Source organism: Mycobacterium colombiense, from assembly GCF_001672755.1.
In the GTDB taxonomy this organism is placed as follows: Bacteria; Actinomycetota; Actinomycetes; order Mycobacteriales; family Mycobacteriaceae; genus Mycobacterium; species Mycobacterium colombiense_C.
The window spans coordinates 1-20,186 of sequence record NZ_LZKI01000112.1 but is presented as its reverse complement, the minus strand read 5'-3'; the positions used below and the strand labels follow the sequence as shown (position 1 = coordinate 20,186).

The window sequence follows — 20,186 nt, the reverse complement described above, 5'->3', positions numbered from 1 at the left end:
TCGACGGCGGTGGCCGCGCCCAGCGTCGCGCCGCCGCTCGCCGCGGCGCCGCCGACGGCCGCGCTGAACCCGCGCACCGTGCTCTACAGCGTGAACGGGACCAAGCAGTTGCTGGACCTGGTGAACATCGTCTACACCGACGCGCGGGGCGTGCCGCAGACCGAGTTCAACGTGTCGCTGCCGTGGTCGAAGGTGGTGGTGCTGAATCCGGGCGTGCAGACCGAATCCGTCGTCGCGACCAGCTTCTACGGTCAACTCAGCTGCTCGATCTTCAACGCCGCAGGTCAGCGGATCATCGCGTCGACCAACGCCTCCAACATGGCGACCTGCGCGAGCTGATGCGGCTGAGGCTCAGCTCAGGCCCAGTTCGTGCATGCGCCGGTCATGCGTCTGCTGCATCCGGTCGAAGAACGCGTTGAGCTGACCCAGCCCGCCGGCGCCCGACATCACCAGATCGACCAGCTCGTCGTGGTCGGCCAGCAGGTACTGGGCCTGCGTGATCGCTTCGCCGAACAGGCGGCGTGACCACAGCGCCAGGCGGCTGCGCTGCTTGCCGCTGGACGTCACCGCGGCGCGCACCTCTGCGACGACGAACTGCGAGTGCCCGGTTTCCGACAGCGCCGCACGCACCACGTCGGCGACCGCGTCGGGCAGGCCGTCGGCGATCTCCAGGTACAGATCGGCCGCCAGGGCGTCGCCCACGTAGGTCTTCACCAAGGCCTCCAGCCACGTGCTGGGCATTGTCAGCCGGTGGTAATTCTCCAGCGCCGAGACGTACTTGGACATCGCCGAGACCACGTCGACGCCGCGGCTTTCCAGCGCGTCGCGCAGCTGCTCGTAGTGCTGCATCTCCGCGGCGGCCATGCTGGCCATCGAGATCCGTCCGCGCAGGTCGGGGGCCATCCGCGCCTCGTCGGTGAGCCGGTAGAACGCGGCGATCTCACCGTAGGCCAGGACCGCGAACAACTCGTTGACACCCGGGTGTTCGGCCGACAGCCGCGGGGCGGGCGAATCGTCGATTTGGTCGGCGGCAGCGGGCTCGCAGGAGGGCCGGGTCATGGCAACACTGTAGTCGGCTGACTTAGCGCAAAATGGGACCCAGCTGTCGACCAGCTATCATGTAGGTAGATGGCGGCTGTATTTGTGCCGTAATTGTTTTTTCAAGCCGCTATCGGCGAAATGTGCGTGCACAGCTGGCCCGCCCTGACTGGCCCTCCCAGACTGAGCCAGGGCCGGCGACTCGGCGACGTATTCGGAGTCGGAACTCGTGCGCGCGTGACCGCGACAGAGAAATACCGACACAAACCGATACGTCACCGAGAGGCTACTCACCCACGCATGACCACACTCACCAGCACAACTGAACTGACCTTTGCGCAACTCGGCGTCCGCGACGAGATCGTGCGCGCGCTCGCCGAAAAGGGGATCGAAAGCCCTTTTGCCATCCAAGAACTGACCCTGCCGATGGCGCTCGCCGGCGACGATCTGATCGGCCAGGCCCGCACCGGCATGGGCAAGACCTTCGCCTTCGGGGTGCCGCTGCTGCAGCGCATCACCTCCGGCACCGCGGCGCGCCCACTCAACGGCACGCCGCGGGCCCTGATCGTGGTCCCCACCCGCGAGCTGTGCCTACAGGTCACCGATGACCTGACGCTGGCGGCCAAGTACCTGACCGCCCAGAAAGGCGATGCCGGCCCTGAAAGGGCACTGTCGGTGGTCCCCATCTACGGCGGACGCCCCTACGAACCGCAGATCGAGGCGCTGCGCGCCGGCGCCGACGTCGTGGTGGGCACGCCGGGCCGGTTGCTCGACCTGAGCCAGCAGAACCACCTGCAGCTGGGCGGGCTGTCGGTGCTGGTGCTCGACGAGGCCGACGAGATGCTCGACCTGGGCTTCCTGCCCGACATCGAGCGCATCCTGCGCCAGATTCCGACCGACCGGCAGTCGATGCTGTTCTCTGCGACCATGCCGGACCCGATCATCACTCTGGCCCGCACCTTCATGAACCAGCCCACCCACATCCGGGCGGAAGCGCCGCACTCGGCGGCGGTGCACGACACCACCGTGCAGTACGTCTACCGGGCCCACGCCCTGGACAAGGTGGAGTTGGTCAGCCGTGTGCTGCAGGCCGAGGGCCGCGGCGCGACGATGATCTTCACCCGCACCAAGCGCACCGCGCAGAAGGTGGCCGACGAGCTGGCCGAGCGCGGCTTCAAGGTCGGCGCGGTGCACGGCGACCTGGGCCAGGCGGCCCGCGAGAAGGCGCTGAAGGCCTTCCGGACCGGAGACATCGACGTGCTGGTCGCCACCGACGTGGCCGCCCGCGGCATCGACATCGACGACGTCACGCACGTCATCAACTACCAGATCCCCGAGGACGAGCAGGCCTACGTGCACCGCATCGGCCGCACCGGCCGCGCCGGCAAGACCGGCGTCGCGGTCACCCTGGTGGACTGGGACGAACTTGCCCGCTGGGCGCTGATCGACAAGGCGCTGGGGCTGGACTGCCCCGAGCCCGCCGAGACGTACTCCAACTCGCCGCATCTCCGCACCGAGCTGGGAATCCCCGCCGAGGCCGGCGGCACGGTGGGTGCCGCCCGCAAGGCGCAAGGCCAGCGCCGCAGCGCCGACCGGGACGGCAAGAAGCCCGAGCAGAAGTCGGAGAAGCCCGCGCGGCGGTCCGGCAACCGGCGCCGGCGCACCCGTGGCGGCCAGCCCGTCACCGCGCACCCGTCCAGCAACGGGGCCGCAAGCAGCAACGGTGAGGCCACCGCGGAAACCCCGGCCGCCTCGCCCCCGGGCAACGCCGGCTCCACCCGGCGCCGCCGCCGTCGTCGCAAGCCCGCTGAGGGGCAGACCGCCGCGGCTACCGCCACCTCGACGCAGAGCAACTGACGGCTCGCGCCGCCGCATGGTCAGACCCGAGCGCCGCACCAAGGGTGACATGCTCGCCGCCGCGGCCATCGCGGTCGTCGTCGCCGCGGTCGCGGCGCTGATCTGGTGGAGCAGCGACGCCCGGGCCACCAGCAGCCGGCCCGCGGCCGTGCCCGCACCCAACCCGGCGCCGGCCAAGCAGGTGCCGGCCGGGCTCAAGCTGCTGTGGAGCGCCGCCAGTCCGGCCACCACCGCCCCGGTGGTCGCCGGCGGGGAGGTCGTCACCGCGGCGGGCCGCCGGATCGACGGGCGCGATCCGGACAGCGGCCGGTCCCGCTGGAGCTACGCCCGCGACATCGACCTGTGCGGGGTCACCTGGCTGTACCGCTACGCCGTCGGGGTCTACCGCGACGACCGCGGCTGCGGGCAGGTGAGCACGCTGGACGGTTCCACCGGCCGCCGGGGGCCCGCCCGCAGCGGCTACGCCGATCCGCGGGTGCGGCTTTCTTCTGACGGCATGACGGTGTTGTCGGTCGGCGACACCCGGCTGGAGCTGTGGCGTTCGGACATGGTCCGGATGCTGGCCTACGGGGAAACCGACGCGCGGGTGAAGCCGTCGACGCGCGGACTGCACTCCGGATGCAAGCTGATCTCCGCCGCGGCCAGCTCGCAGGCGGTGTCGGTGCTGGAGAGCTGCGCGAACCAGGCCGACCTGCGGCTGGTGCTGCTGCGTCCGGGCAAGGACGACGACGAACCCCAGCAACACATCGTGGCCGAACCGGGGATCGCGCCGGATTCGGGCGCCCGGGTGCTGACCGTCGCGGAGAACACCACCGCGGTGTACCTGCCCGCGCCGCAGCCCCGAGTAGACGTCATCGACCAAACCGGGGTGACCGTGTCGAGCACCCCGCTGCCCAAGCCGCCGTCGCGCTCGGCGGTGGTCTCCCATCCGGGCAGCCAGTTCACCTGGTGGACGGGCGATTCGCTGATGGTCTTCGACGCGAACACGCTGGCGCTGCGCTACACCATCGCCGCGGGTGACAGGACGGCGCCGTTGGGGCCCGGGGTGATGATGGCGGGCCGGCTGCTGGTGCCGGTCACCGGCGCGATCGGGGTCTACGACCCGCTCAGCGGCGCCAACGAACGCTACATTCCGGTGGACCGCTCGACGAGCGCCCCGCCGGCCGGCAAACCGGTGTTCCCCGCCGTGATCGGGTCGCGGGTGCTCGAGCAGCGCGGCGACACCCTGGTCGCGCTGGGCTAGATGTACTGCCCGGGCAGCTAGACCTCGACGGCGAAGGTCGGCAGCGGCTTGCCGCTCTTCCAGTGCTTGAGCAGCGCCGCCGCTAGATCGCCGTAGGCCACCGCGCCCTTGTTCTTGCGACCGGCCATCACCGACGAGCCCGAGGCGCTGGCCTCGGCGAATCGCACGGTGCGCGGGATCGGCGGGGCCAGCACCGGCAGGTTGTACCGGTCGGCGACGTCGAGCAGCACGTCGCGGGTGTGCGTGGTGCGCGAGTCGTACAGCGTCGGCAGGGCGCCGAGCATGCGCAACTCCGGGTTCGTGATCTGCTGGACATCGGCGACCGTGCGCAGGAACTGGCCGACGCCGCGATGCGCGAGCGTCTCGCACTGCAGCGGCACGATGACCTCGTCGGCGGCGGTCAGCCCGTTGAGGGTGAGCACACCCAGCGAAGGCGGGCAGTCGATGATCACCACGTCGAACCGGTCGTCGAGCTTGGCCAAGGCGCGCTTGAGCGCGTATTCGCGCCCGGCCCGCATCAGCAGCATCGCTTCGGCGCCGGCCAGGTCAATGTTGGCCGGCAGCAGCGTCATTCCCTCCGCCGTCTCGACCAGCGCGGCGTTGGGCTCGACCTCGCCGAGCAGCACCTCGTGCACGGACACCGGTAGCTTGTCGGGGTCTTGGCCCAGCGAGAAGGTCAGGCAGCCCTGCGGGTCGAGGTCGACCAGCAGCACCCGTTTCTTCTCGTCCACCAACGCCGCCCCCAGCGACGCGACCGTGGTCGTCTTGGCGACACCACCTTTTTGGTTGGCCACCGCCAATACCCGTGTCTTACTCACCGGCGCCGCCACCTCATCGCTGCCTCCCCACTGCATCGTCGCGTGCGGTTTACAAGTGCCATCCTGGCATGTTCGCCCGCCGTGCGCTTCGGCCTGAGCAACCACCGCGAGTCGTCCGGCAGAATCAGTCGATATGGGCTTGCACAATCACCGCCTGGTGCTGCTGCGCCACGGCGAGACCGAGTGGTCGAAGTCGGGCCAGCACACCGGCCGCACCGAGGTCGAGCTGACCGACGCCGGCCGAACGCAGGCCAAGCTGGCCGGCGGAACGCTCGGTGAACTCAAACTCGTTGACCCGCTGGTGATCAGCAGCCCGCGGCAGCGTTCCCTGACCACCGCGGAGCTGGCCGGGCTGTCGGTCGACGAGGTGTCCGAGCTGCTGGCGGAGTGGGATTACGGCTCCTACGAGGGTCTGACCACGGAGCAGATCCAGGAGACGGTGCCCGATTGGCTGGTGTGGACGCACGGCTGCCCGGGCGGTGAGACCGTCGCCCAGGTCAGTGATCGCGCCGACGCGGCCGTCGCGACGGCGCTGCAGCACATGGAGTCGCGCGACGTGGTGTTCGTCAGCCACGGCCACTTCTCCCGCGCGGTGATCACCCGCTGGGTCGAGCTGCCGCTGGTCGAGGGCAGCCGGTTCGCCATGATCACCGCGTCGATCGCGGTCTGCGGGTTCGAGCACGGGGTGCGGCAGCTGCGCGCGCTCGGATTGACCGGTCAGTGAGCGGCGAAGACGACGATGCGCGCCGCGCAGCGGCGCGAGAAGGAGTCGAGCATCGACACCACGAACCGCCGTTCGCGCTGTGCGGGCCGGCCGGAACCCTGATCGCCGACGGGGTGCGGCGGCGCTACGCCGACGTGGGTGCCGCGCAGGCGGCATTGCGCTCGGGTGAGGCGCCGATTGTGTTGGGCGCGTTGCCTTTTGACGTCACCAGGCCGACCGCGCTGCTGACGCCGGAGGCGGTGAACGCCACGGATGGGCCGCCGGACTGGCCGGCCGACGGGCTGCCGCCGGTGCGGGTGGCCGAAGCCGTGCCGGCGCCGGCGGACTACCGGGATCGGATCCGCCGGGCGTGCGGGCAGCTCGCCGCGGCCGACAACCCGCTGGACAAGGTGGTGCTGGCCCGCGCGCTGCGGCTGGTCGCCGGCGCCCCGCTGGACGCGCGCGTGATCCTGCGCCGGCTCATCGCCGCCGACCCGGCGGCCTACGGCTACCTCGTCGACCTGACCGCCGCCGGCGACGAGTACGCCGGTACCGCGCTGGTGGGCGCCAGCCCTGAGCTCCTGGTGGCGCGCAGCGGCGACCGCGTGGAGTGCCGGCCGTTCGCCGGCTCGGCGCCGCGCGCCGCCGACCCGCAGACCGACGCCGCCAACGGCGCCGCGCTGGCCGCCTCGGCCAAGAACCGGCACGAGCACCAGCTGGTCATCGAGACCATCAGGGCCGCCTTGGACCCGCTGTGCGACGACCTGTCCATCGCCGCCGAACCGCAGCTGAGTAGCACCGCCACCGTCTGGCATCTGTGCACGCCGATCACCGGCCGCCTGCGTGACACATCAAGCACCGCAATCGATTTGGCGCTTGCGCTGCACCCCACCCCGGCGGTCGGCGGCGTCCCGACCAAGGCCGCGATGGGGCTGATCGCCGAACTGGAAGGTGACCGCGGGTTCTACGCCGGCGCGGTGGGCTGGTGCGACGCCCGCGGTGACGGCCGCTGGGTGGTGTCACTGCGCTGCGCCCAGCTGTCGGCCGACCGGCGCAGCGCGCTGGCGCGGGCCGGCGGCGGCATCGTCGCCGAGTCCGATCCCGACGAGGAAGTCGCCGAAACGACAACGAAATTCGGCACGATCCTCAACGCCCTGGGAGTAGGGCAATGAGCCGGCACATCCGTCACGCCGCGCCGCAGGACGCCGCCGCGATCACCGAAATGATTTACGCGCTGGCCGAATTCGAGCACGCCGCCGATCAGTGCACGGTGACCGAAAGGCAGATCTCGGCAGCGCTCTTCGGTGACGTGCCGACGGTGTACGGGCACGTCGCCGAGGTGGACGGCGAGATCGCAGCGATGGCACTGTGGTTCGTCAACTTCTCCACCTGGGACGGCGTGCCGGGCATCTATCTGGAAGACCTGTTCGTGCGTCCGGAGTTCCGCCGGCGCGGGCTGGCCCGGGCGCTGCTGGCCGCGCTGGCGTCCGAATGCCTGCAGCGCGGCTATACCCGGCTGTCCTGGGCGGTGCTGAACTGGAACGCCGACGCCATCACCCTCTACGACGGCATCGGCGGTGAGCCGCAAAACGAATGGACGACCTACCGGCTGTCCGGTGCGCCGTTGGCGGGCCTGGCGGAATCGCCCTGATCGCCGGCGGCCCAGCGCACCGCGGCGGGACTGAACAGCAATCCGAGCACGATCAGCGCCACCGCGCCCGCCGGAATCCCGAATTCCGGCTGATGCGATCCGACCGCGAGGTACCAGGCCACCGGCAGCAACAGCAGTTGGGTGATGACGGCCAGCCCACGGCCCCAGCGCTTGCCGAGGATCAGCGCGCGCCCCGCGGCGATCACCCCGGCGCCGACCAGGACGAACCAGCCCGCCGTCGCCAGGCCGTTGACCACCTGCTGGTCGGCCCCGGCGATGCCCCGCACCACCAACACCGCGGCCACGATCAGCGCCGCGATCCCCTGCAGCACAACGATCTGGCCGGCGCGGCGAACGGGGGTCGGGGCGGCTGGCGGTGTCACAGCGTCAGCGTAGTCAGGGCGGCCGCCCGTCCCCCGGCGGTTCCCCCACAGCGTGGCCTTAGGCGGCCCGCATAAGCTCGTGCCTCATGCGGGCCGTGCTGATCGTCAATCCCACAGCTACTTCCACCACCCCTGCCGGTCGCGACCTGCTGGCCCACGCGCTCAAGAGCCGCCTGCAGCTCACTGTCGAACACACCAACCACCGCGGTCACGGCACCGAGCTCGCGGAGAAGGCCGTCGCCGACGGTACCGACCTGGTGGTGGTGCACGGCGGCGACGGCACGGTGAGCGGGGTGGTCAACGGCCTGCTCGGCCGGCCGGGGCCGCTGCCGAGCGGTCCGGTACCGGCGGTGGCTGTGGTGCCCGGCGGTTCGGCGAATGTGCTGGCGCGGTCCCTGGGCATCTCCGCGGATCCGGTCGCGGCGACCAACCAGCTCATCCAGTTGCTCGACGACTACCAGCGGCACCGCACCTGGCGGCGGATCGGGCTGATCGACTGCGGCGAGCGCTGGGCCGTGTTCAACACCGGCATGGGCGTCGACGCCGAGGTGGTGGCCGCGGTCGAGGCCGAACGCGACAAGGGCGGCAAAGTTTCGGCGTGGCGCTACATCCGCGCGGCGGTGCCCGCCGTCTGGGCCTACACCCGCCGCGAGCCGATGCTGACGCTCGAACTCCCCGGCCGCGAACCCATTACCGGGGTCAGCTTCGCGTTCGTGTCGAACTCCAGCCCGTGGACTTTCGCCAACCAACGGCCGGTGTGGACCAACCCCGGCTGCAGCTTCGAGTCGGGCCTCGGGGTGTTCGCGCCCACCACCATGAAGCCGATCCCCACCCTGCGAATCGTGCGGCAGATGTTCGCCAAACGGCCCACATTCGACTTCAAGCACCTCATCACCGAGGACGACCTGCCCTGCCTGCGAGTTACCTCCACCGGAGGCGCCGTCGCCTGCCAGTTCGACGGTGATTACCTCGGCGTGCGCGAAACCATGACGTTCCGGGCGGTCCCGGATGCGCTCACGGTGGTCGCTCCCCCTCAGCAGAAATGGCGCTGAACTGCGGCGATGACGCGTCACGGGCGCGTGCCGGGAAAAGTTTTCGGGAGCCGGCCCGTGGAGTGTAGTACAACGGAGTAAGGGCTTGGCTACGAGATGATCAAAGTGAGATAGCCCACGAGCGAACTCACGCTATTGACATCTGTTGAGCCTGTGAAACGATCAAAAGGTTGCATGCAGAAACTACGTAGGGGTGCGGACTCCTTTTCTTCTGCACGCGTTTAACAGCCGAAGAAAATGGCCGTGCGCTTTGCTGCGCACTTAGTGAGGAGTAAAGACTTATGGATTGGCGCCACAAGGCGGTCTGTCGTGACGAAGACCCGGAGCTGTTCTTCCCGGTAGGGAACAGCGGCCCGGCTCTCGCGCAGATCGCTGACGCGAAACTGGTCTGTAATCGGTGCCCGGTGACCACAGAGTGCCTCGGATGGGCTCTGAACACGGGCCAGGACTCGGGCGTCTGGGGCGGCATGAGCGAAGACGAGCGGCGTGCACTGAAGCGTCGCAACGCCCGGACGAAGGCCCGCAGCGGGGTCTAACCCACGTAACGCAAACAGTGCGGCCTCGACGAAAGTCGGGGTCGCACTTTTGCGTGTGGGGTTCAGCACGACGCGCGCCTACAGCAGCAAACGGGTTCGCCGGCCGATCGGTACCCGCAGCACCACATCGGTGCCGGTGACCGGCGCCTGACGCATGCCCAGGGTGCCGTCCAACTCGGCCGACACCAGGGTCCGCACGATCTGCAGACCGAGGCTGTCCGAGGTCTCCAGGCTGAATCCCTCCGGCAGCCCGCGACCGTCGTCGTGCACCACCACGTCGAGCCAGCGCGCGGAGCGTTCGGCGCGAATCGTCACCGAACCTTCCGGGGCCGCCGGGTCAAAGGCGTGTTCGATCGCGTTCTGCACCAGTTCGGTGATCACCATGATCAGCGCGGTGGCCCGGTCGGAGTCCAGCACACCCAGGTCGCCGACCCGGTTGATGCGGATCGGCCGGTCCACCGACGCCACGTCGTTCATGATCGGCAGGATCCGGTCGATCACCTCGTCGAGGTTGACCTGCTCGTCCACCGACATCGACAGCGCGTCGTGCACCAGCGCGATCGACGACACCCGGCGGACCGACTCGATGAGGGCCTCCCGCCCCTCCGCGTTGACGGTCCGGCGGGCCTGCAGGCGCAACAGCGCCGCGACGGTTTGCAGGTTGTTCTTCACCCGGTGGTGGATCTCCCGGATGGTGGCGTCCTTGGAGATCAGGGCCCGGTCGCGGCGCTTGACCTCGGTGACGTCGCGGATCAGCACCGCCGCGCCGGCGCTGACACCGTCGACCATCAGCGGCAGCGTGCGCAGCAGCACGGTGGCTCCCCCGGCGTCGACCTCCATGCGCATGCTGCGCCCGCCGGCCACCAGGTCGCGCACATGCTCGGCCACTTCCTGCGCCTCGAACGGGTCGGAGATCAGCGGGCGGGTCACCTCGATCAGGTTGTGCCCCTCCAGCTCGGTGGTCAGGCCCATCCGGTGGTAGGCCGACAGCGCGTTGGGACTCGCGTAGTCGACGACGCCGTGCACGTCGAGGCGGATGAAGCCGTCGCCGGCCCGCGGGGTCGAGCGCGACATGACCACGTCGCCCACGTCGGGAAAGGTCCCCTCGGCGAGCATCTGGACCAGATCGGTGGCGCAGTCCCGGTAGGCGATCTCCAGCTGACCGGACGCGCGGTCGGCGGCCAACGCGGTCTGATGATGGGTGAGAACGGCCACCACCTTGCCGCCGTAGCGCACCGGAGACGCCTCGACGTGGGTGCCGGGCAACCACGAATCTTCCGGTCCCGCAACGTCATTCCGCCTGGCGGTGCCCGACGCGAACGTCTCGGCGACGAGCTCCAAGCGGTCGGACCCGACGGCGGTGCCCACCGCGTCCGTCTGCAGCGCCGTGGGCGCCGTGTTGGGCCGGCACTGCGCCACACAGACCAGCACGCCGTCGTCGCGGCGCACCCACATCAGGTAGTCGGCGAACGACAGGTCCGCCAGCAGCTGCCACTCCCCGACCACCGCGTGCAGGTGGTCCACCGCGTTGCCCGGCAGCATGGTGTGTTCGGCGAGCAGATCACCGAGAGTTGACATCGCTTACTCCCCGGGTCGTTTCCCCGGCGGCTGGTCGAGACGGCCCGACGGCTAGCTGATCACCGCGATGAGGTCGCCCGCCTGAATGACGTCGCCGACCGACACGCTGACCTTGCTGACGGTGCCGCCGACTTCGGCCAGGACGGGGATCTCCATCTTCATCGACTCCAGCAGCACGACGATGTCGCCTTTGCCGATCTGGTCACCCTCGTTCACAACGACTTCGAGCACGCTGGCCACGATCTCGGCACGCACATCCTCCGCCATCTTCACCCCACTCGTCTCGGCCTTCGCGCAGGCTGGCTGCTGGTCATCACGGTTCTTTTCCGCCCATCAGGCTCGGATACATCGAACCACAGGACCACTCGGGGCCGCGGCGCACGTGCCCGGAGTGGTCCACACCAGGGCGAAGACACTGCATAGGACGTCTCGTGAGAGGATGGACGTCAAGCCGACGGGCGCCGGGCGCCTCGTTCGACAAGCAATCACGGAGGTTTACATCATGGCCAAACGAGGCCGGAAGAAGCGCGACCGCAAGCACAGCAAGGCCAACCACGGCAAGCGCCCCAACGCCTGACGGACGCTACTGCGTACCCCGGATGATCGTGGTGCGCCGGATTTCGAGCCGTAGCCGCTCGCGCAATCCCTCGGGGGCCCTCTCGCCCCGGCATTTGGTGGCGATCAACGCCTTGATCCGCTCTTCGAGCCCGTAATGCTTGAAGCAGCCGGGGCACGCCTCGAGGTGCTGGCGCAGTTGCTCGCGGGTGTCCGGGCCGCATTCACCGTCGAGCAGCAGCCAGACCTGGCGGATGACCTCCGCGCAGCCGACGCTGCCGTGGGATTCGTCGTTGGGGCAGGCGTCGGGCGAGGCACCGCCCTGGCCGGAGAGCTCGCTCATGACGACACCTCCTCGTGCGTCTGCCGACCGCGGTTGAAGCCGCGCTCCTTGGCAACGTCGGCCAGCAGGCCGCGCAGCTGCCGTCGGCCGCGGTGCAGCCGTGACATTACCGTTCCGATCGGCGTATCCATGATCTCGGCGATTTCCTTATACGGAAAGCCTTCGACGTCCGCGTAGTAGACCGCCATCCGGAATTCCTCCGGCAACGCCGCCAGCGCCTCTTTGATCTCCGAGTCAGGCAGCGCCTCCAGGGCCTCGACCTCGGCCGATCGCAGGCCGGTGGACGAATGCTCGGCGTTGGCGGCCAGCTGCCAGTCGGTGATCTCCTCGGTCGGATACTCCGCGGGCTGGCGCTGCTTCTTGCGATAACTGTTGATGTAGGTGTTGGTCAGGATCCGGTACAGCCACGCCTTGAGATTGGTGCCGGCCCGAAACGAGCGGAATCCCGCGTACGCCTTCACCATGGTTTCTTGCAGCAGGTCCTCGGCGTCCGCGGGATTGCGCGTCATGCGCAGCGCGCCGCCGTAAAGCTGGTCCAGCAGGGGAATCGCGTCGCGTTCGAATCGCGCCGTTAATTCCGCGTCCGTCTCTTCGTGCGCTGCGGGCTCTGCAATCTCGGGCCCGGTCGCGCCGTCGCGGCCATCGTCAGAGTCGGCCATGTCGATCAACCCGGTCCCTTCTGCGGCGGTGTTACCGGAGAGCATCGAAAGCGCCACCGGACTCGCAAGGAAGCCAGCCAACTGCTCCTCGCCTAACAGGCTCGTCGCCGTTGACACCACGCTGCTCCTCCCAATCTAAAGGCTGACCCCGACACTGTCCGCCCGGGTCCGCTCCACCGCATGTGAGACCGATTGGATCAACACCGCGGGTGACCGCGCTATTTCCGCGGCGCGACCCGCCCGAATGCCGGCCCGCCGCCACGATCGGACCCCGATCCGGCCGATTCGGGCGTGGCGTTAGTGTGACGCCATGTCCCACGCCACATCCCTTCAGGGCAAGACCATGTTCATCTCCGGCGCCAGCCGCGGTATCGGCCTGGCGATCGCCAAGCGCGCCGCGCAGGACGGCGCCAACATCGCGCTGATCGCCAAGACCGCCGAGCCGCACCCCAAGCTGCCGGGCACGGTCTTCACCGCGGCCAAAGAGCTCGAGGAGGCCGGTGGGCAGGCCCTGCCGATCGTCGGGGACGTCCGCGACCCGGATTCGGTCGAGGCGGCCGTGGCCAAGACCGTCGAGCAGTTCGGCGGTATCGACATCTGCGTCAACAACGCGTCGGCGATCAACCTGGGGTCCATCTCCGAGGTCCCGATGAAGCGGTTCGACCTGATGAACGGCATTCAGGTGCGCGGCACGTATGCGGTGTCCCAGGCGTGTCTGCCGCACATGAAGGGCCGGGAGAACCCCCACGTCCTGACGCTGTCCCCGCCAGTGCTGCTGGGCCAGGAGTGGCTGAAGCCGACGGCGTACATGATGGCCAAGTTCGGTATGACGTTGTGCGCGTTGGGCATTGCCCAGGAGATGCGCGCCGACGGCATCGCGTCCAACACATTGTGGCCACGCACGCTGGTGGCCACCGCCGCGGTGCAGAACCTGCTCGGCGGTGACGAGGCGATGGGACGCGCCCGCAAGCCCGAGATCTACTCCGACGCCGCCTACGTCGTCCTCAACAAGCCGGCCAAGGAATTCACCGGCAACATGCTGCTGTGCGAGGACGTGCTGGTGGAATCCGGCGTGACCGACCTGTCGACCTACGACTGCATCCCCGGCTCCAAGCTGGGCGTCGACTTCTGGGTGGATGGCGTCAACCCGCCGGGATACACGGGTCCCTAACCGCCCCAAGGCATTACGGTGGCCGCTACACCGGGCATTGCCGCATTGGTGAAAGCCGGTGTGCCGCACGACGTCCTGACCTTCGATCACGATCGGCGGGAGCAATCGTTCGGCGCGGAGGCGGTCAGGGCGCTCACCGAGGCCGCCGGCATCGAACCCGGGCAGATCTACAAGACGCTCATCATCGCGGTGCCCGACGGCCTGGCGGTCGCCATCGTGCCGGCCACCGCGCGGCTCTCGCTGAAGGCGGCCGCCGCCGCGCTGGGGGTTGCCAGGGCCGCCATGGCCGAAGCCTCGGTCGCCGAGCGGGCCACCGGTTACGTCGTCGGTGCGGTGTCGCCGTTCGGTCAGCGCAGGAAGCTGCCGACGGTCGTCGATTCCGGTGCGCTGGCTTGGGAGCGGGTGTTCTGCAGCGCCGGCCGTCGAGGCTGGGAGGTCGCGGTGGCGCCGCAGGACCTGATCCGCCTCACCGGCGCGATCACCGCTGACATCAGCAGAACGTGACGACGACCTTGTCCGCGGCCCCCGGGGTGTGCGCCAGTTCGAGCGCCTCGCCGACGTTGTCGAACGGGATGGTGTGGCTGACGATCAGCGCATACTTCTCCCAGTTCGCGACGAGATCCCTGGTCACCTCGAAGATCTCGTCGGGATAGCCCATCGATCCCAGGATGGTGATCTCGTTGCTCATCACGTTGACGAACTCGACGGGCACCGGTTCCTTGTGCACGCCAACGATTCCCAGGGTGGCGCCCTTCTTGGCCGCGGCCAGCGCGGTGTTGACGACGGCGGGCACACCGGCGGCGTCGAGGTAGATGTCGGTGCCTGCGCGTCCGCGCAACCCGGGAATTCCAGCTTCGCCCTCGCCGTGCAGTTCGATCAGGCGCGCCACGACGTCCTCGCCGGCGGAGTTGATGACGGCGTCGGCGCCGACCTGTAGCGCCTTGTCCAGGCGGCCCGGGACCAGGTCCGCGACGACGACGTGGCTGACGCCAAGGGATTTGAAGGCCAGTACGGCGCCCAGCCCGATCGGCCCCGCCCCGAACACGAGGACCTTGTCCGTCGGTTTGGGCCGGCAGCGGTTCGCGCCGTGGCGTGCGACGGCCATCGGTTCGTTGAGCGCGGCCACCTCCCAGGGGATGTGATTTGGGATCACTTCGAGACTCGTTCCGCGGATGGCGTTTTCGATCAGCAGGTAGTCGGCGAGCGCCCCGGTGGCACCGCCGTTGCCGATGATTCCGCTGGGCGCGGCCATCGGGTTGATGACGACGTGGTCGCCGACGGCCAGGCCCGTCACCTGCGCGCCGACCTCGACGATCTCCCCGGCCGGCTCGTGCCCGAGCGGGGTGTGCCCGTGGCGCGGCGGGATGCCGCCGATGCTGATGTAGAACGCGTCCGACCCGCAGATGCCGCAGGCGCGCATCCGCACCAGCACATCGCGCGGGCCCACGTCGGGGCGCTCGGTGTCGAGCACCTCCGCCTTGCCCGGCCCGGTGACCACGGATGCTTTCACGGCGTGCCCTCCAGTTCGATGTCGAAGGTATCGAGGTACTCGGCGAACGTCGGCGCGAGCTGTTCGACGCTCAGGCCGTATTCGTCGAGGCGATACGCGTTGAGCGCGAACCGGTCCTGGGGATGCTCGGCGAGCCAATTACGCATGCGCGCTTCGGTTTCGGCAGGCAGCGGTTCGTCCGCCCACTCGTAGATGCGCCGCATCACGTCCATCGGGTCGCGCATCATCTCGTGGTAGTACATGTGGAAGAAGCGTTCGTCGCCGATGCGGTCGCGGGCGCGCAGCGGCCGGTCGACGTGGTAGCCCATCTGCCACATGGCCAGCCGGCCCATGTCCGTCTGATCCAGCAGCTCGGTGTTCATCACCAGGCTCTGCGGCAGCCGCCACAGGTTGCACAGCGACCCGGTCGCCCTGTACGGGTCGCGGTGCGCCCAGATCAGGCGCGCGTCGGGGAACACCTTCAGCAGCGCCTCGATGTGCACCGAATGCGACGGCATCTTCAGGCTCCAGTTGCCCGGCGCGGTGGACTGCAGCACCTGCAGGTAGCGCTTCTGGTATTCGTAGGTGCTGCTCATGTCGGCCTCGTCGAACAGCCAGCGCGCGTAGCGATCAGTCGGCAGGAACGAGTCCCAGGACAGACCCTTGAAATCCTGGTTGTGAATGAACATGTCCTCGGTCGGACCGTCGGCGTCTTCCCAGTGCGGCAGTGGCATTTTCGCCTGCGTCACCAGTTCGAGGATCTTGCGCTGCTCCTCGAGCAGGGCCAGGCACCGCGGGTCGGTGCGCAGCCTGTCGGTGCCGGCGGGCGGGATCGGGTCCACGCACTGCCAGTGCAGCAGCGATCGCCGGCCCGGGTCCTGGTCGAGCAGGTAGCTGATCACCGTGGTGCCGGTGCGGGGCATGCCGAGCACGATGAGCGGCCGTTCGACGGGGGCGTCCAGCACGTCGGGGTGCGCCTGGATGTAGCCGTGCACCTGGATGCGCCGCCCCAGCGCGTTGGTGGCGTCGTCGAGGACCCGCTCGCGGCCGAACGGGGTGAAGGCCGGCGAGGTGTTGAGCTCGTCGACGATGAGCTGCAGCCCGTCGCGCCATGAGTCGGAGTCGATTTCGGTGAGGCCGGTGCGCCGGGCCGCCAGCTCGAAGACGTCGTCGGAGGTCGCGATGTTGTCGAAGTCGCTCATGGCTCTAGACCGTCAGGTATCCGCCGTCGACGGCGATGGTGCTGCCGGTGATGTACGAGGCGGCGTCGGTACACAAGAACAGCGCCGCGCCGGCACAGTCCTGGGGTGTGCCGGGCCTGCCCAGCGGGGTGTGGAAGCCGATCTCGACGTCCATCACCTCGGGAATTCCCATGGCCGGGTGCGTCATTCGGGTGTCGATGAGCCCGGGCGCGATGGCGTTGACCCGGATCCCGTCGTTGGCCCACCGGCGGGACAGGTTCATCGTCAGGGCGATCAGGCCCATCTTCGACGAGGCGTAGCCCGGGACGAAGACCGCCGACCGGAACGCGGACATCGAGACGACGCTGACGACGCTCGCGCCGCCCGGGGCCTGGCTGGACTTGAGGCGCTGGTGGCAGCGCATGGTCAGCCGCATCGGGCCCAGCATGTTCTGCGTCACCGACGCGACGTAGCCGTCCGGATCGTATTCGTCGCCGGCGGGATAGGGGCCGCCCGCGTTGTTGACCAGGATGTCCAGGTCGTCCAGCGAATCGGCCAGGGCGTCAACGGATTCGGGATCCTGGATCTGGCATTGGCGGTAGGTGAAGGCGTCCAGTTGCGTCTCGGGATAGTCGGCCGCCGAGCCGCGGGTGCCGGTCACCGTGACGGCCGCCCCGGCCCCGGCGAACGCGGCGGCGATCGCGTTGCCGATGCCGCTGGTGCCGCCGGTCACCAGCACGTGGGCGCCGGTGAAGTCGAAGTTGACGGAGTTCATTCCGATGCCCTTTCTGAGGTCCTCAGTTCGTTGATCGACTTGGTGAGCCAGGCCTTCTCCCAGAAGTTTTCAGTGCCGGCCAGCAGCGCCTCGTGCGCGTCGGCGGCCACCGCCCGCGCCCCCGCATGCATCGGTTGGGCGGCCAGGATCAGGTCGGTGAGGTGGATGGCCTGCACCGCACGGCCGACGGCCAGGTGGGCGCGGGCGGCGTCCACCAGCGCGTCGGCGCCGGCGGCGCTGACCACATCCGCGGCAACCGAATCCGGCGCCACGCCATAGAGTTCGGTGGTGGACCGATGCCGGAACCACCCGGTGTACATCTCCCAGATGGCCCGCACGTTCCAGGAGGTCTTGCCGTAGCCCTCGCCGATGTCGAGGTGCTCGGGCATCTTGACATCGCGCATCGCGGTGTGGACGTCGGCGCCGGAATTCATCAGCTCGGCCGTCCGGTCGTGCACGGCTTGCATTCCGTCGCGCATCGCGGTGACCTCCTCGGCGATGCGGTCGGCCCCCTCGATGGGGTCGAAGTGGCCGGTGATCAGCCGCCGTGGTCCGTATTCCAGCACGGTGTTCAACGACTCGATGTAGAGGATCGGGTCGCGGTACCGATCGCCGCGGATGGTCATCAGGTTCGGGACGTGGCCGAACAGCGGACCGAACAGGTTGCCGGTGAACAGGATTCGGTCCTCGGGCAGCCACACCACCAGCGCATCGGTGGTCTCGCCGCCGGGCGTCCACGCCAGCTCGAAGGCACGCCCGCCGACCGTGATGCTCATGCGCTGGTCGAACGTCGTGGTCGGCTCGGGGAACGAGAAGTCGATGGTCGCGGGATCGATGGTCTTGAAGTGTTCGAGCACGGCGTCGGAGAACTTCTGAAAGGCGAACGACGTCTTGGGCACCCGGTAGCCCATCAGCAGGGTGTTGTCGTCGCGCCAGTACCGGTAGTTGCGGTGCATCACCACCTGGGGCTCGTCGTCGCGCAGCGAGTTCACCCCGCCCCAGTGGTCGGCGTGCCCCTGGGTGATGATGATGGCCCGCGTCGGACCGGCCACGTCGGCAAAAGCCTTGCGGTGCAACGGGCCTTCGAAGACCAGCCCGCTGTTGACGATGACGCGTCCCTCGTCGGTGGCCACCGCATAGGAGTTGGAGACGCCCGGCGACATCCAGACGCCGTCGCCCAGGGGCAGCGCGGGCGTGTCCGTCGCCGCCGAGAGCTCGCCGGCCCCGGGGCGCTCGCGATGAATCCCTGCCATGACTGGCGATCCTCTACAGTTCTAGAGGTAAAGTCAATATCTTCGATCCGGAAGGGGACCTGATGGGACTGCGCGGCCTGGCCGACAAGGTGGCGATCGTCGCCGGCGGCGCCACCGGCCTCGGTGCGGCGACCGCCGCCCGGCTGGGCGAGGAGGGCTGCCGGGTGGTCATCGGCGACGTCGCCGTCGATGCCGCGCGGCAGACGGCCGAGCGGATCGCCGCGGTCGGCGGAACCGCGACCCAGGTGGCATTCGACCTGTCCGAACCGGCGTCGGTCGCCGGCCTGATCGATTCCGCCGCAACCACTTACGGCGGAGTGGACCTGCTGTTCAACGTGGGCGCCGACATGAGCACCATCCGCGCCGACACCGACGTGGTCGACATCGACTTCGACGTCTGGGACCGGGTGATGACGGTGAACCTGCGCGGATATGTGGCGGCGATGAAATACGCCATCCCGGAAATGCTCAAGCGCGGCGGCGGGGCGATCGTCAACATGTCCTCGGCGGCGGCGTTCCAGGGCGAGCCCGCGCGTCCGGCCTATGCCACCGCGAAGGCCGGCATCGGCGCGCTCACCCGACACGTCGCGTCGCGGTGGGGCAAGGACAACATCCGGTGCAACGCGGTCGCGCCCGGCTTCACCGCCACCGAGACCATCCGTTCGGTGCCGCAATGGCCGGACCTCCAGGCCGCCGCGCTCAAGCGCATCCGGGGGCCCCGCGTCGGCGATCCCGGCGACGTCGCCGCGCTGGTCGCCTTCCTGCTCTCCGCCGAGGGCGAATGGATCAACGGTCAGGTCGTCAACGTCGACGGCGGCACGGTGCTGCGCTGAGGACGGCCATGGCCCCCAACAGATCCCGCAGACGCAACGGCGACGAACGCCGCCGCGACCTGTGCGATGCGGCGATCCGGGTGCTGGCCGAGCACGGCTCGCGCGGGCTGACGCACGGGCAGGTCGACCGCGTCGCCGGCGTGCCCGAGGGCACCACGTCGTACTACTACCGCACCCGCGCCGCCCTGCTGCGCGGCGTCGGCAAGCGGGTCGCGGAGATCGATGTGGCCAACCTGCAGTCGGTGATCGACGAGCCGGTCGATCCGCGCTCCCCTTTCGCACATCTGGCGCGGCTCACCATGATCCAGGCCGACGGGTCCGGCCTCATGCTCAACAGAGCGCGCCACGAGCTGCTGCTGGGCGCCGCCCGCGATCCCGATCTGGCCGAAACGTCGCAGGTGTTCGTCGCCCGGATCAACGGCATGGCCCGCGACGCCATCGCGCACCTGCAGCCCGACACCCGCGACCCGTCGCTGCTGGCCGCACAGACCACGGCCGTCACCACGTTCATCGCCGGGGTCTTCACCCGGCTGGCCGCCGGCGACCGCGACGTCGGGGACGCCGAGCAACTCGGCCGGCTGCTGGAAGCGGTGGCCACCGCGGTCGCGATCGCGGCCCAGCGAAGTTAAGTGTCTGACGAAAACCACTTCGTGACCCGTCGATTCCGCATACCGTTGCCCGATGGACATCAAGCGTTTTGCCGCCGCAGGCCTGTTGACAATGGCCGGGCTGTTGACAATCGGCGTGGGCGTCAGCGGCGCCCAGACGATTCAGACGGAGGGCAATTACCCGACGCGGGAGGCGTGTCAGAATGCCGGCCCGGGCGTGAAGGCCACCACGCCGGGAAACTGGAACAACTTCTGGTGCGTTCCGGACCGCAACGTCAACGGCAACTGGAAGTTGGTTCTCAGCAACTGATCGGCGCAGCAGTCAGGCGCCACTCAGCGGCACCTGAAATCACTTGTGTCACTTGTGTTTCAGTGGCCCCTGCCCGCGGATTGTTGTCGGTGGGTGCGGCTAGTTTCGGGGTATGAGTTCGGGCGGCATCATCGATCGGGACGCGATCAC

Annotated in this window: 25 protein-coding genes; 14 read left to right on the top strand and 11 right to left on the bottom strand. The window is 69.0% G+C overall.

Annotation, left to right across the window (positions count from 1 at the left end):
* The coding region (locus A5708_RS15285) for an MmpS family transport accessory protein (protein WP_269199396.1) at positions 1-339 on the top strand (339 nt) is incomplete at its 5' end.
* Positions 340-351: 12 nt separating this feature from the next.
* On the opposite strand, the gene A5708_RS15280 is transcribed toward A5708_RS15285, so the two are convergent.
* Complete coding sequence (locus tag A5708_RS15280) at positions 352-1,059, bottom strand: ferritin-like fold-containing protein (RefSeq protein ID WP_065029435.1); 708 nt, start codon at positions 1,057-1,059, stop codon at positions 352-354.
* A gap of 279 nt (positions 1,060-1,338) precedes the next feature.
* On the opposite strand from A5708_RS15280, the gene A5708_RS15275 reads away from it, so the two are divergent.
* Positions 1,339-2,895 (top strand): DEAD/DEAH box helicase, encoded by a 1,557-nt coding sequence (locus A5708_RS15275; protein ID WP_065029434.1) that lies wholly within the window; start codon positions 1,339-1,341, stop codon positions 2,893-2,895.
* A gap of 16 nt (positions 2,896-2,911) precedes the next feature.
* On the top strand, positions 2,912-4,138 hold the full coding sequence (locus tag A5708_RS15270; protein WP_065029433.1) for a hypothetical protein: 1,227 nt from the start codon (positions 2,912-2,914) through the stop codon (positions 4,136-4,138).
* 17 nt (positions 4,139-4,155) lie between these two features.
* Here A5708_RS15270 and A5708_RS15265 read toward each other — a convergent pair whose 3' ends face one another.
* The gene (locus tag A5708_RS15265) at positions 4,156-4,956 is read right to left on the bottom strand and encodes a ParA family protein (RefSeq protein ID WP_081292969.1); all 801 of its coding nucleotides are present in this window, start codon (positions 4,954-4,956) and stop codon (positions 4,156-4,158) included.
* 133 nt (positions 4,957-5,089) lie between these two features.
* Here A5708_RS15265 and A5708_RS15260 point away from each other — a divergent pair, with 133 nt between their 5' ends.
* Genes A5708_RS15260 through A5708_RS15250 form a run of 3 tightly spaced genes read left to right on the top strand, consistent with a single transcriptional unit; the run spans position 5,090 to position 7,310 of the window.
* Positions 5,090-5,680 carry an acid phosphatase gene (locus A5708_RS15260; protein ID WP_065029431.1) on the top strand — a complete coding sequence of 197 codons (591 nt, stop codon included), beginning with the start codon at positions 5,090-5,092 and terminating at the stop codon, positions 5,678-5,680.
* Positions 5,677-6,831 carry an isochorismate synthase gene (locus tag A5708_RS15255; protein WP_065029430.1) on the top strand — a complete coding sequence of 385 codons (1,155 nt, stop codon included), beginning with the start codon at positions 5,677-5,679 and terminating at the stop codon, positions 6,829-6,831. The genes A5708_RS15260 and A5708_RS15255 overlap by 4 nt, the downstream gene beginning before the upstream one ends.
* The gene (locus A5708_RS15250; RefSeq protein WP_065029429.1) at positions 6,828-7,310 is read left to right on the top strand and encodes a GNAT family N-acetyltransferase; all 483 of its coding nucleotides are present in this window, start codon (positions 6,828-6,830) and stop codon (positions 7,308-7,310) included. Before A5708_RS15255 ends, A5708_RS15250 begins: the two co-directional genes overlap by 4 nt.
* Here A5708_RS15250 and A5708_RS15245 read toward each other — a convergent pair.
* Complete coding sequence (locus A5708_RS15245; RefSeq protein WP_065029428.1) at positions 7,262-7,693, bottom strand: hypothetical protein; 432 nt, start codon at positions 7,691-7,693, stop codon at positions 7,262-7,264. The two genes, A5708_RS15250 and A5708_RS15245, sit on opposite strands and share 49 nt — an antisense overlap.
* 86 nt (positions 7,694-7,779) lie before the next feature.
* Here A5708_RS15245 and A5708_RS15240 point away from each other — a divergent pair, with 86 nt between their 5' ends.
* Positions 7,780-8,745, top strand: a complete 966-nt coding sequence (locus A5708_RS15240) for a diacylglycerol/lipid kinase family protein (RefSeq protein WP_065029427.1) — start codon at positions 7,780-7,782, stop codon at positions 8,743-8,745.
* Positions 8,746-9,026: 281 nt separating this feature from the next.
* Complete coding sequence (gene whiB1 / locus A5708_RS15235; protein ID WP_003874607.1) at positions 9,027-9,281, top strand: transcriptional regulator WhiB1; 255 nt, start codon at positions 9,027-9,029, stop codon at positions 9,279-9,281.
* 78 nt (positions 9,282-9,359) lie between these two features.
* Here whiB1 and A5708_RS15230 read toward each other — a convergent pair whose 3' ends face one another.
* Both A5708_RS15230 and A5708_RS15225 read right to left on the bottom strand, forming a co-directional pair.
* Positions 9,360-10,859, bottom strand: coding sequence for a sensor histidine kinase (locus tag A5708_RS15230; protein ID WP_065029426.1), 1,500 nt, complete (start codon positions 10,857-10,859; stop codon positions 9,360-9,362).
* Positions 10,860-10,910: 51 nt separating this feature from the next.
* Positions 10,911-11,126 carry a biotin/lipoyl-binding carrier protein gene (locus A5708_RS15225; RefSeq protein WP_007773063.1) on the bottom strand — a complete coding sequence of 72 codons (216 nt, stop codon included), beginning with the start codon at positions 11,124-11,126 and terminating at the stop codon, positions 10,911-10,913.
* Positions 11,127-11,361: 235 nt separating this feature from the next.
* Here A5708_RS15225 and A5708_RS28005 point away from each other — a divergent pair, with 235 nt between their 5' ends.
* Positions 11,362-11,436: a 50S ribosomal protein bL37 gene (locus tag A5708_RS28005; RefSeq protein ID WP_011728008.1), complete on the top strand. Its 75-nt coding sequence runs from the start codon at positions 11,362-11,364 to the stop codon at positions 11,434-11,436.
* A gap of 6 nt (positions 11,437-11,442) precedes the next feature.
* Here the strand turns inward: A5708_RS28005 and rsrA are convergent, their stop codons facing one another.
* Entirely contained in the window at positions 11,443-11,757 is a 315-nt protein-coding gene (rsrA, locus tag A5708_RS15220) for a mycothiol system anti-sigma-R factor (RefSeq protein WP_065029425.1), read from the bottom strand.
* On the bottom strand, positions 11,754-12,416 hold the full coding sequence (locus tag A5708_RS15215; RefSeq protein ID WP_065029436.1) for a sigma-70 family RNA polymerase sigma factor: 663 nt from the start codon (positions 12,414-12,416) through the stop codon (positions 11,754-11,756). The genes rsrA and A5708_RS15215 overlap by 4 nt, the downstream gene beginning before the upstream one ends.
* 310 nt (positions 12,417-12,726) lie before the next feature.
* Here A5708_RS15215 and A5708_RS15210 point away from each other — a divergent pair, with 310 nt between their 5' ends.
* Positions 12,727-13,587: an SDR family oxidoreductase gene (locus A5708_RS15210; protein ID WP_065029424.1), complete on the top strand. Its 861-nt coding sequence runs from the start codon at positions 12,727-12,729 to the stop codon at positions 13,585-13,587.
* A gap of 18 nt (positions 13,588-13,605) precedes the next feature.
* Positions 13,606-14,091 carry a YbaK/EbsC family protein gene (locus A5708_RS15205; protein WP_065029423.1) on the top strand — a complete coding sequence of 162 codons (486 nt, stop codon included), beginning with the start codon at positions 13,606-13,608 and terminating at the stop codon, positions 14,089-14,091.
* Here A5708_RS15205 and A5708_RS15200 read toward each other — a convergent pair.
* From A5708_RS15200 to A5708_RS15185, 4 genes are read right to left on the bottom strand one after another with little or no spacing between them, the layout of a single operon-like run.
* Complete coding sequence (locus A5708_RS15200) at positions 14,078-15,097, bottom strand: zinc-dependent alcohol dehydrogenase (protein ID WP_065029422.1); 1,020 nt, start codon at positions 15,095-15,097, stop codon at positions 14,078-14,080. The genes A5708_RS15205 and A5708_RS15200 overlap by 14 nt on opposite strands.
* On the bottom strand, positions 15,094-16,278 hold the full coding sequence (locus tag A5708_RS15195; RefSeq protein WP_065029421.1) for a sulfotransferase family protein: 1,185 nt from the start codon (positions 16,276-16,278) through the stop codon (positions 15,094-15,096). Before A5708_RS15195 ends, A5708_RS15200 begins: the two co-directional genes overlap by 4 nt.
* A 4-nt stretch (positions 16,279-16,282) precedes the next feature.
* Positions 16,283-17,032: an SDR family NAD(P)-dependent oxidoreductase gene (locus A5708_RS15190; protein WP_065029420.1), complete on the bottom strand. Its 750-nt coding sequence runs from the start codon at positions 17,030-17,032 to the stop codon at positions 16,283-16,285.
* Positions 17,029-18,285 (bottom strand): alkyl sulfatase dimerization domain-containing protein, encoded by a 1,257-nt coding sequence (locus tag A5708_RS15185; RefSeq protein WP_065029419.1) that lies wholly within the window; start codon positions 18,283-18,285, stop codon positions 17,029-17,031. The genes A5708_RS15190 and A5708_RS15185 overlap by 4 nt, the downstream gene beginning before the upstream one ends.
* Before the next feature lie 62 nt (positions 18,286-18,347).
* Here A5708_RS15185 and A5708_RS15180 point away from each other — a divergent pair, with 62 nt between their 5' ends.
* Genes A5708_RS15180 through A5708_RS15170 form a run of 3 tightly spaced genes read left to right on the top strand, consistent with a single transcriptional unit; the run spans position 18,348 to position 20,036 of the window.
* Complete coding sequence (locus A5708_RS15180) at positions 18,348-19,118, top strand: SDR family NAD(P)-dependent oxidoreductase (protein WP_065029418.1); 771 nt, start codon at positions 18,348-18,350, stop codon at positions 19,116-19,118.
* A gap of 8 nt (positions 19,119-19,126) precedes the next feature.
* Entirely contained in the window at positions 19,127-19,747 is a 621-nt protein-coding gene (locus A5708_RS15175; RefSeq protein ID WP_065029417.1) for a TetR/AcrR family transcriptional regulator, read from the top strand.
* Positions 19,748-19,799: 52 nt separating this feature from the next.
* On the top strand, positions 19,800-20,036 hold the full coding sequence (locus tag A5708_RS15170) for a hypothetical protein (protein ID WP_065029416.1): 237 nt from the start codon (positions 19,800-19,802) through the stop codon (positions 20,034-20,036).
* Positions 20,037-20,186: the final 150 nt, after the last annotated feature.

Excerpts from the sequence above, each read along its gene's own strand:
- A5708_RS15280 (WP_065029435.1), bottom strand. The coding sequence starts at position 1,059 with ATGACCCGGCCCTCCTGCGAGCCCGCTGCCGCCGACCAAATCGACGAT.
- A5708_RS15275 (WP_065029434.1), top strand. The coding sequence starts at position 1,339 with ATGACCACACTCACCAGCACAACTGAACTGACCTTTGCGCAACTCGGC.
- A5708_RS15270 (WP_065029433.1), top strand. The coding sequence starts at position 2,912 with ATGGTCAGACCCGAGCGCCGCACCAAGGGTGACATGCTCGCCGCCGCG.
- A5708_RS15260 (WP_065029431.1), top strand. The coding sequence starts at position 5,090 with ATGGGCTTGCACAATCACCGCCTGGTGCTGCTGCGCCACGGCGAGACC.
- A5708_RS15250 (WP_065029429.1), top strand. The coding sequence starts at position 6,828 with ATGAGCCGGCACATCCGTCACGCCGCGCCGCAGGACGCCGCCGCGATC.
- A5708_RS15240 (WP_065029427.1), top strand. The coding sequence starts at position 7,780 with ATGCGGGCCGTGCTGATCGTCAATCCCACAGCTACTTCCACCACCCCT.
- whiB1 (WP_003874607.1), top strand. The coding sequence starts at position 9,027 with ATGGATTGGCGCCACAAGGCGGTCTGTCGTGACGAAGACCCGGAGCTG.
- A5708_RS15230 (WP_065029426.1), bottom strand. The coding sequence starts at position 10,859 with ATGTCAACTCTCGGTGATCTGCTCGCCGAACACACCATGCTGCCGGGC.
- A5708_RS15225 (WP_007773063.1), bottom strand. The coding sequence starts at position 11,126 with ATGGCGGAGGATGTGCGTGCCGAGATCGTGGCCAGCGTGCTCGAAGTC.
- rsrA (WP_065029425.1), bottom strand. The coding sequence starts at position 11,757 with ATGAGCGAGCTCTCCGGCCAGGGCGGTGCCTCGCCCGACGCCTGCCCC.
- A5708_RS15215 (WP_065029436.1), bottom strand. The coding sequence starts at position 12,416 with ATGGCCGACTCTGACGATGGCCGCGACGGCGCGACCGGGCCCGAGATT.
- A5708_RS15210 (WP_065029424.1), top strand. The coding sequence starts at position 12,727 with ATGTCCCACGCCACATCCCTTCAGGGCAAGACCATGTTCATCTCCGGC.
- A5708_RS15195 (WP_065029421.1), bottom strand. The coding sequence starts at position 16,278 with ATGAGCGACTTCGACAACATCGCGACCTCCGACGACGTCTTCGAGCTG.
- A5708_RS15190 (WP_065029420.1), bottom strand. The coding sequence starts at position 17,032 with ATGAACTCCGTCAACTTCGACTTCACCGGCGCCCACGTGCTGGTGACC.
- A5708_RS15185 (WP_065029419.1), bottom strand. The coding sequence starts at position 18,285 with ATGGCAGGGATTCATCGCGAGCGCCCCGGGGCCGGCGAGCTCTCGGCG.
- A5708_RS15180 (WP_065029418.1), top strand. The coding sequence starts at position 18,348 with ATGGGACTGCGCGGCCTGGCCGACAAGGTGGCGATCGTCGCCGGCGGC.
- A5708_RS15175 (WP_065029417.1), top strand. The coding sequence starts at position 19,127 with ATGGCCCCCAACAGATCCCGCAGACGCAACGGCGACGAACGCCGCCGC.
- A5708_RS15170 (WP_065029416.1), top strand. The coding sequence starts at position 19,800 with ATGGACATCAAGCGTTTTGCCGCCGCAGGCCTGTTGACAATGGCCGGG.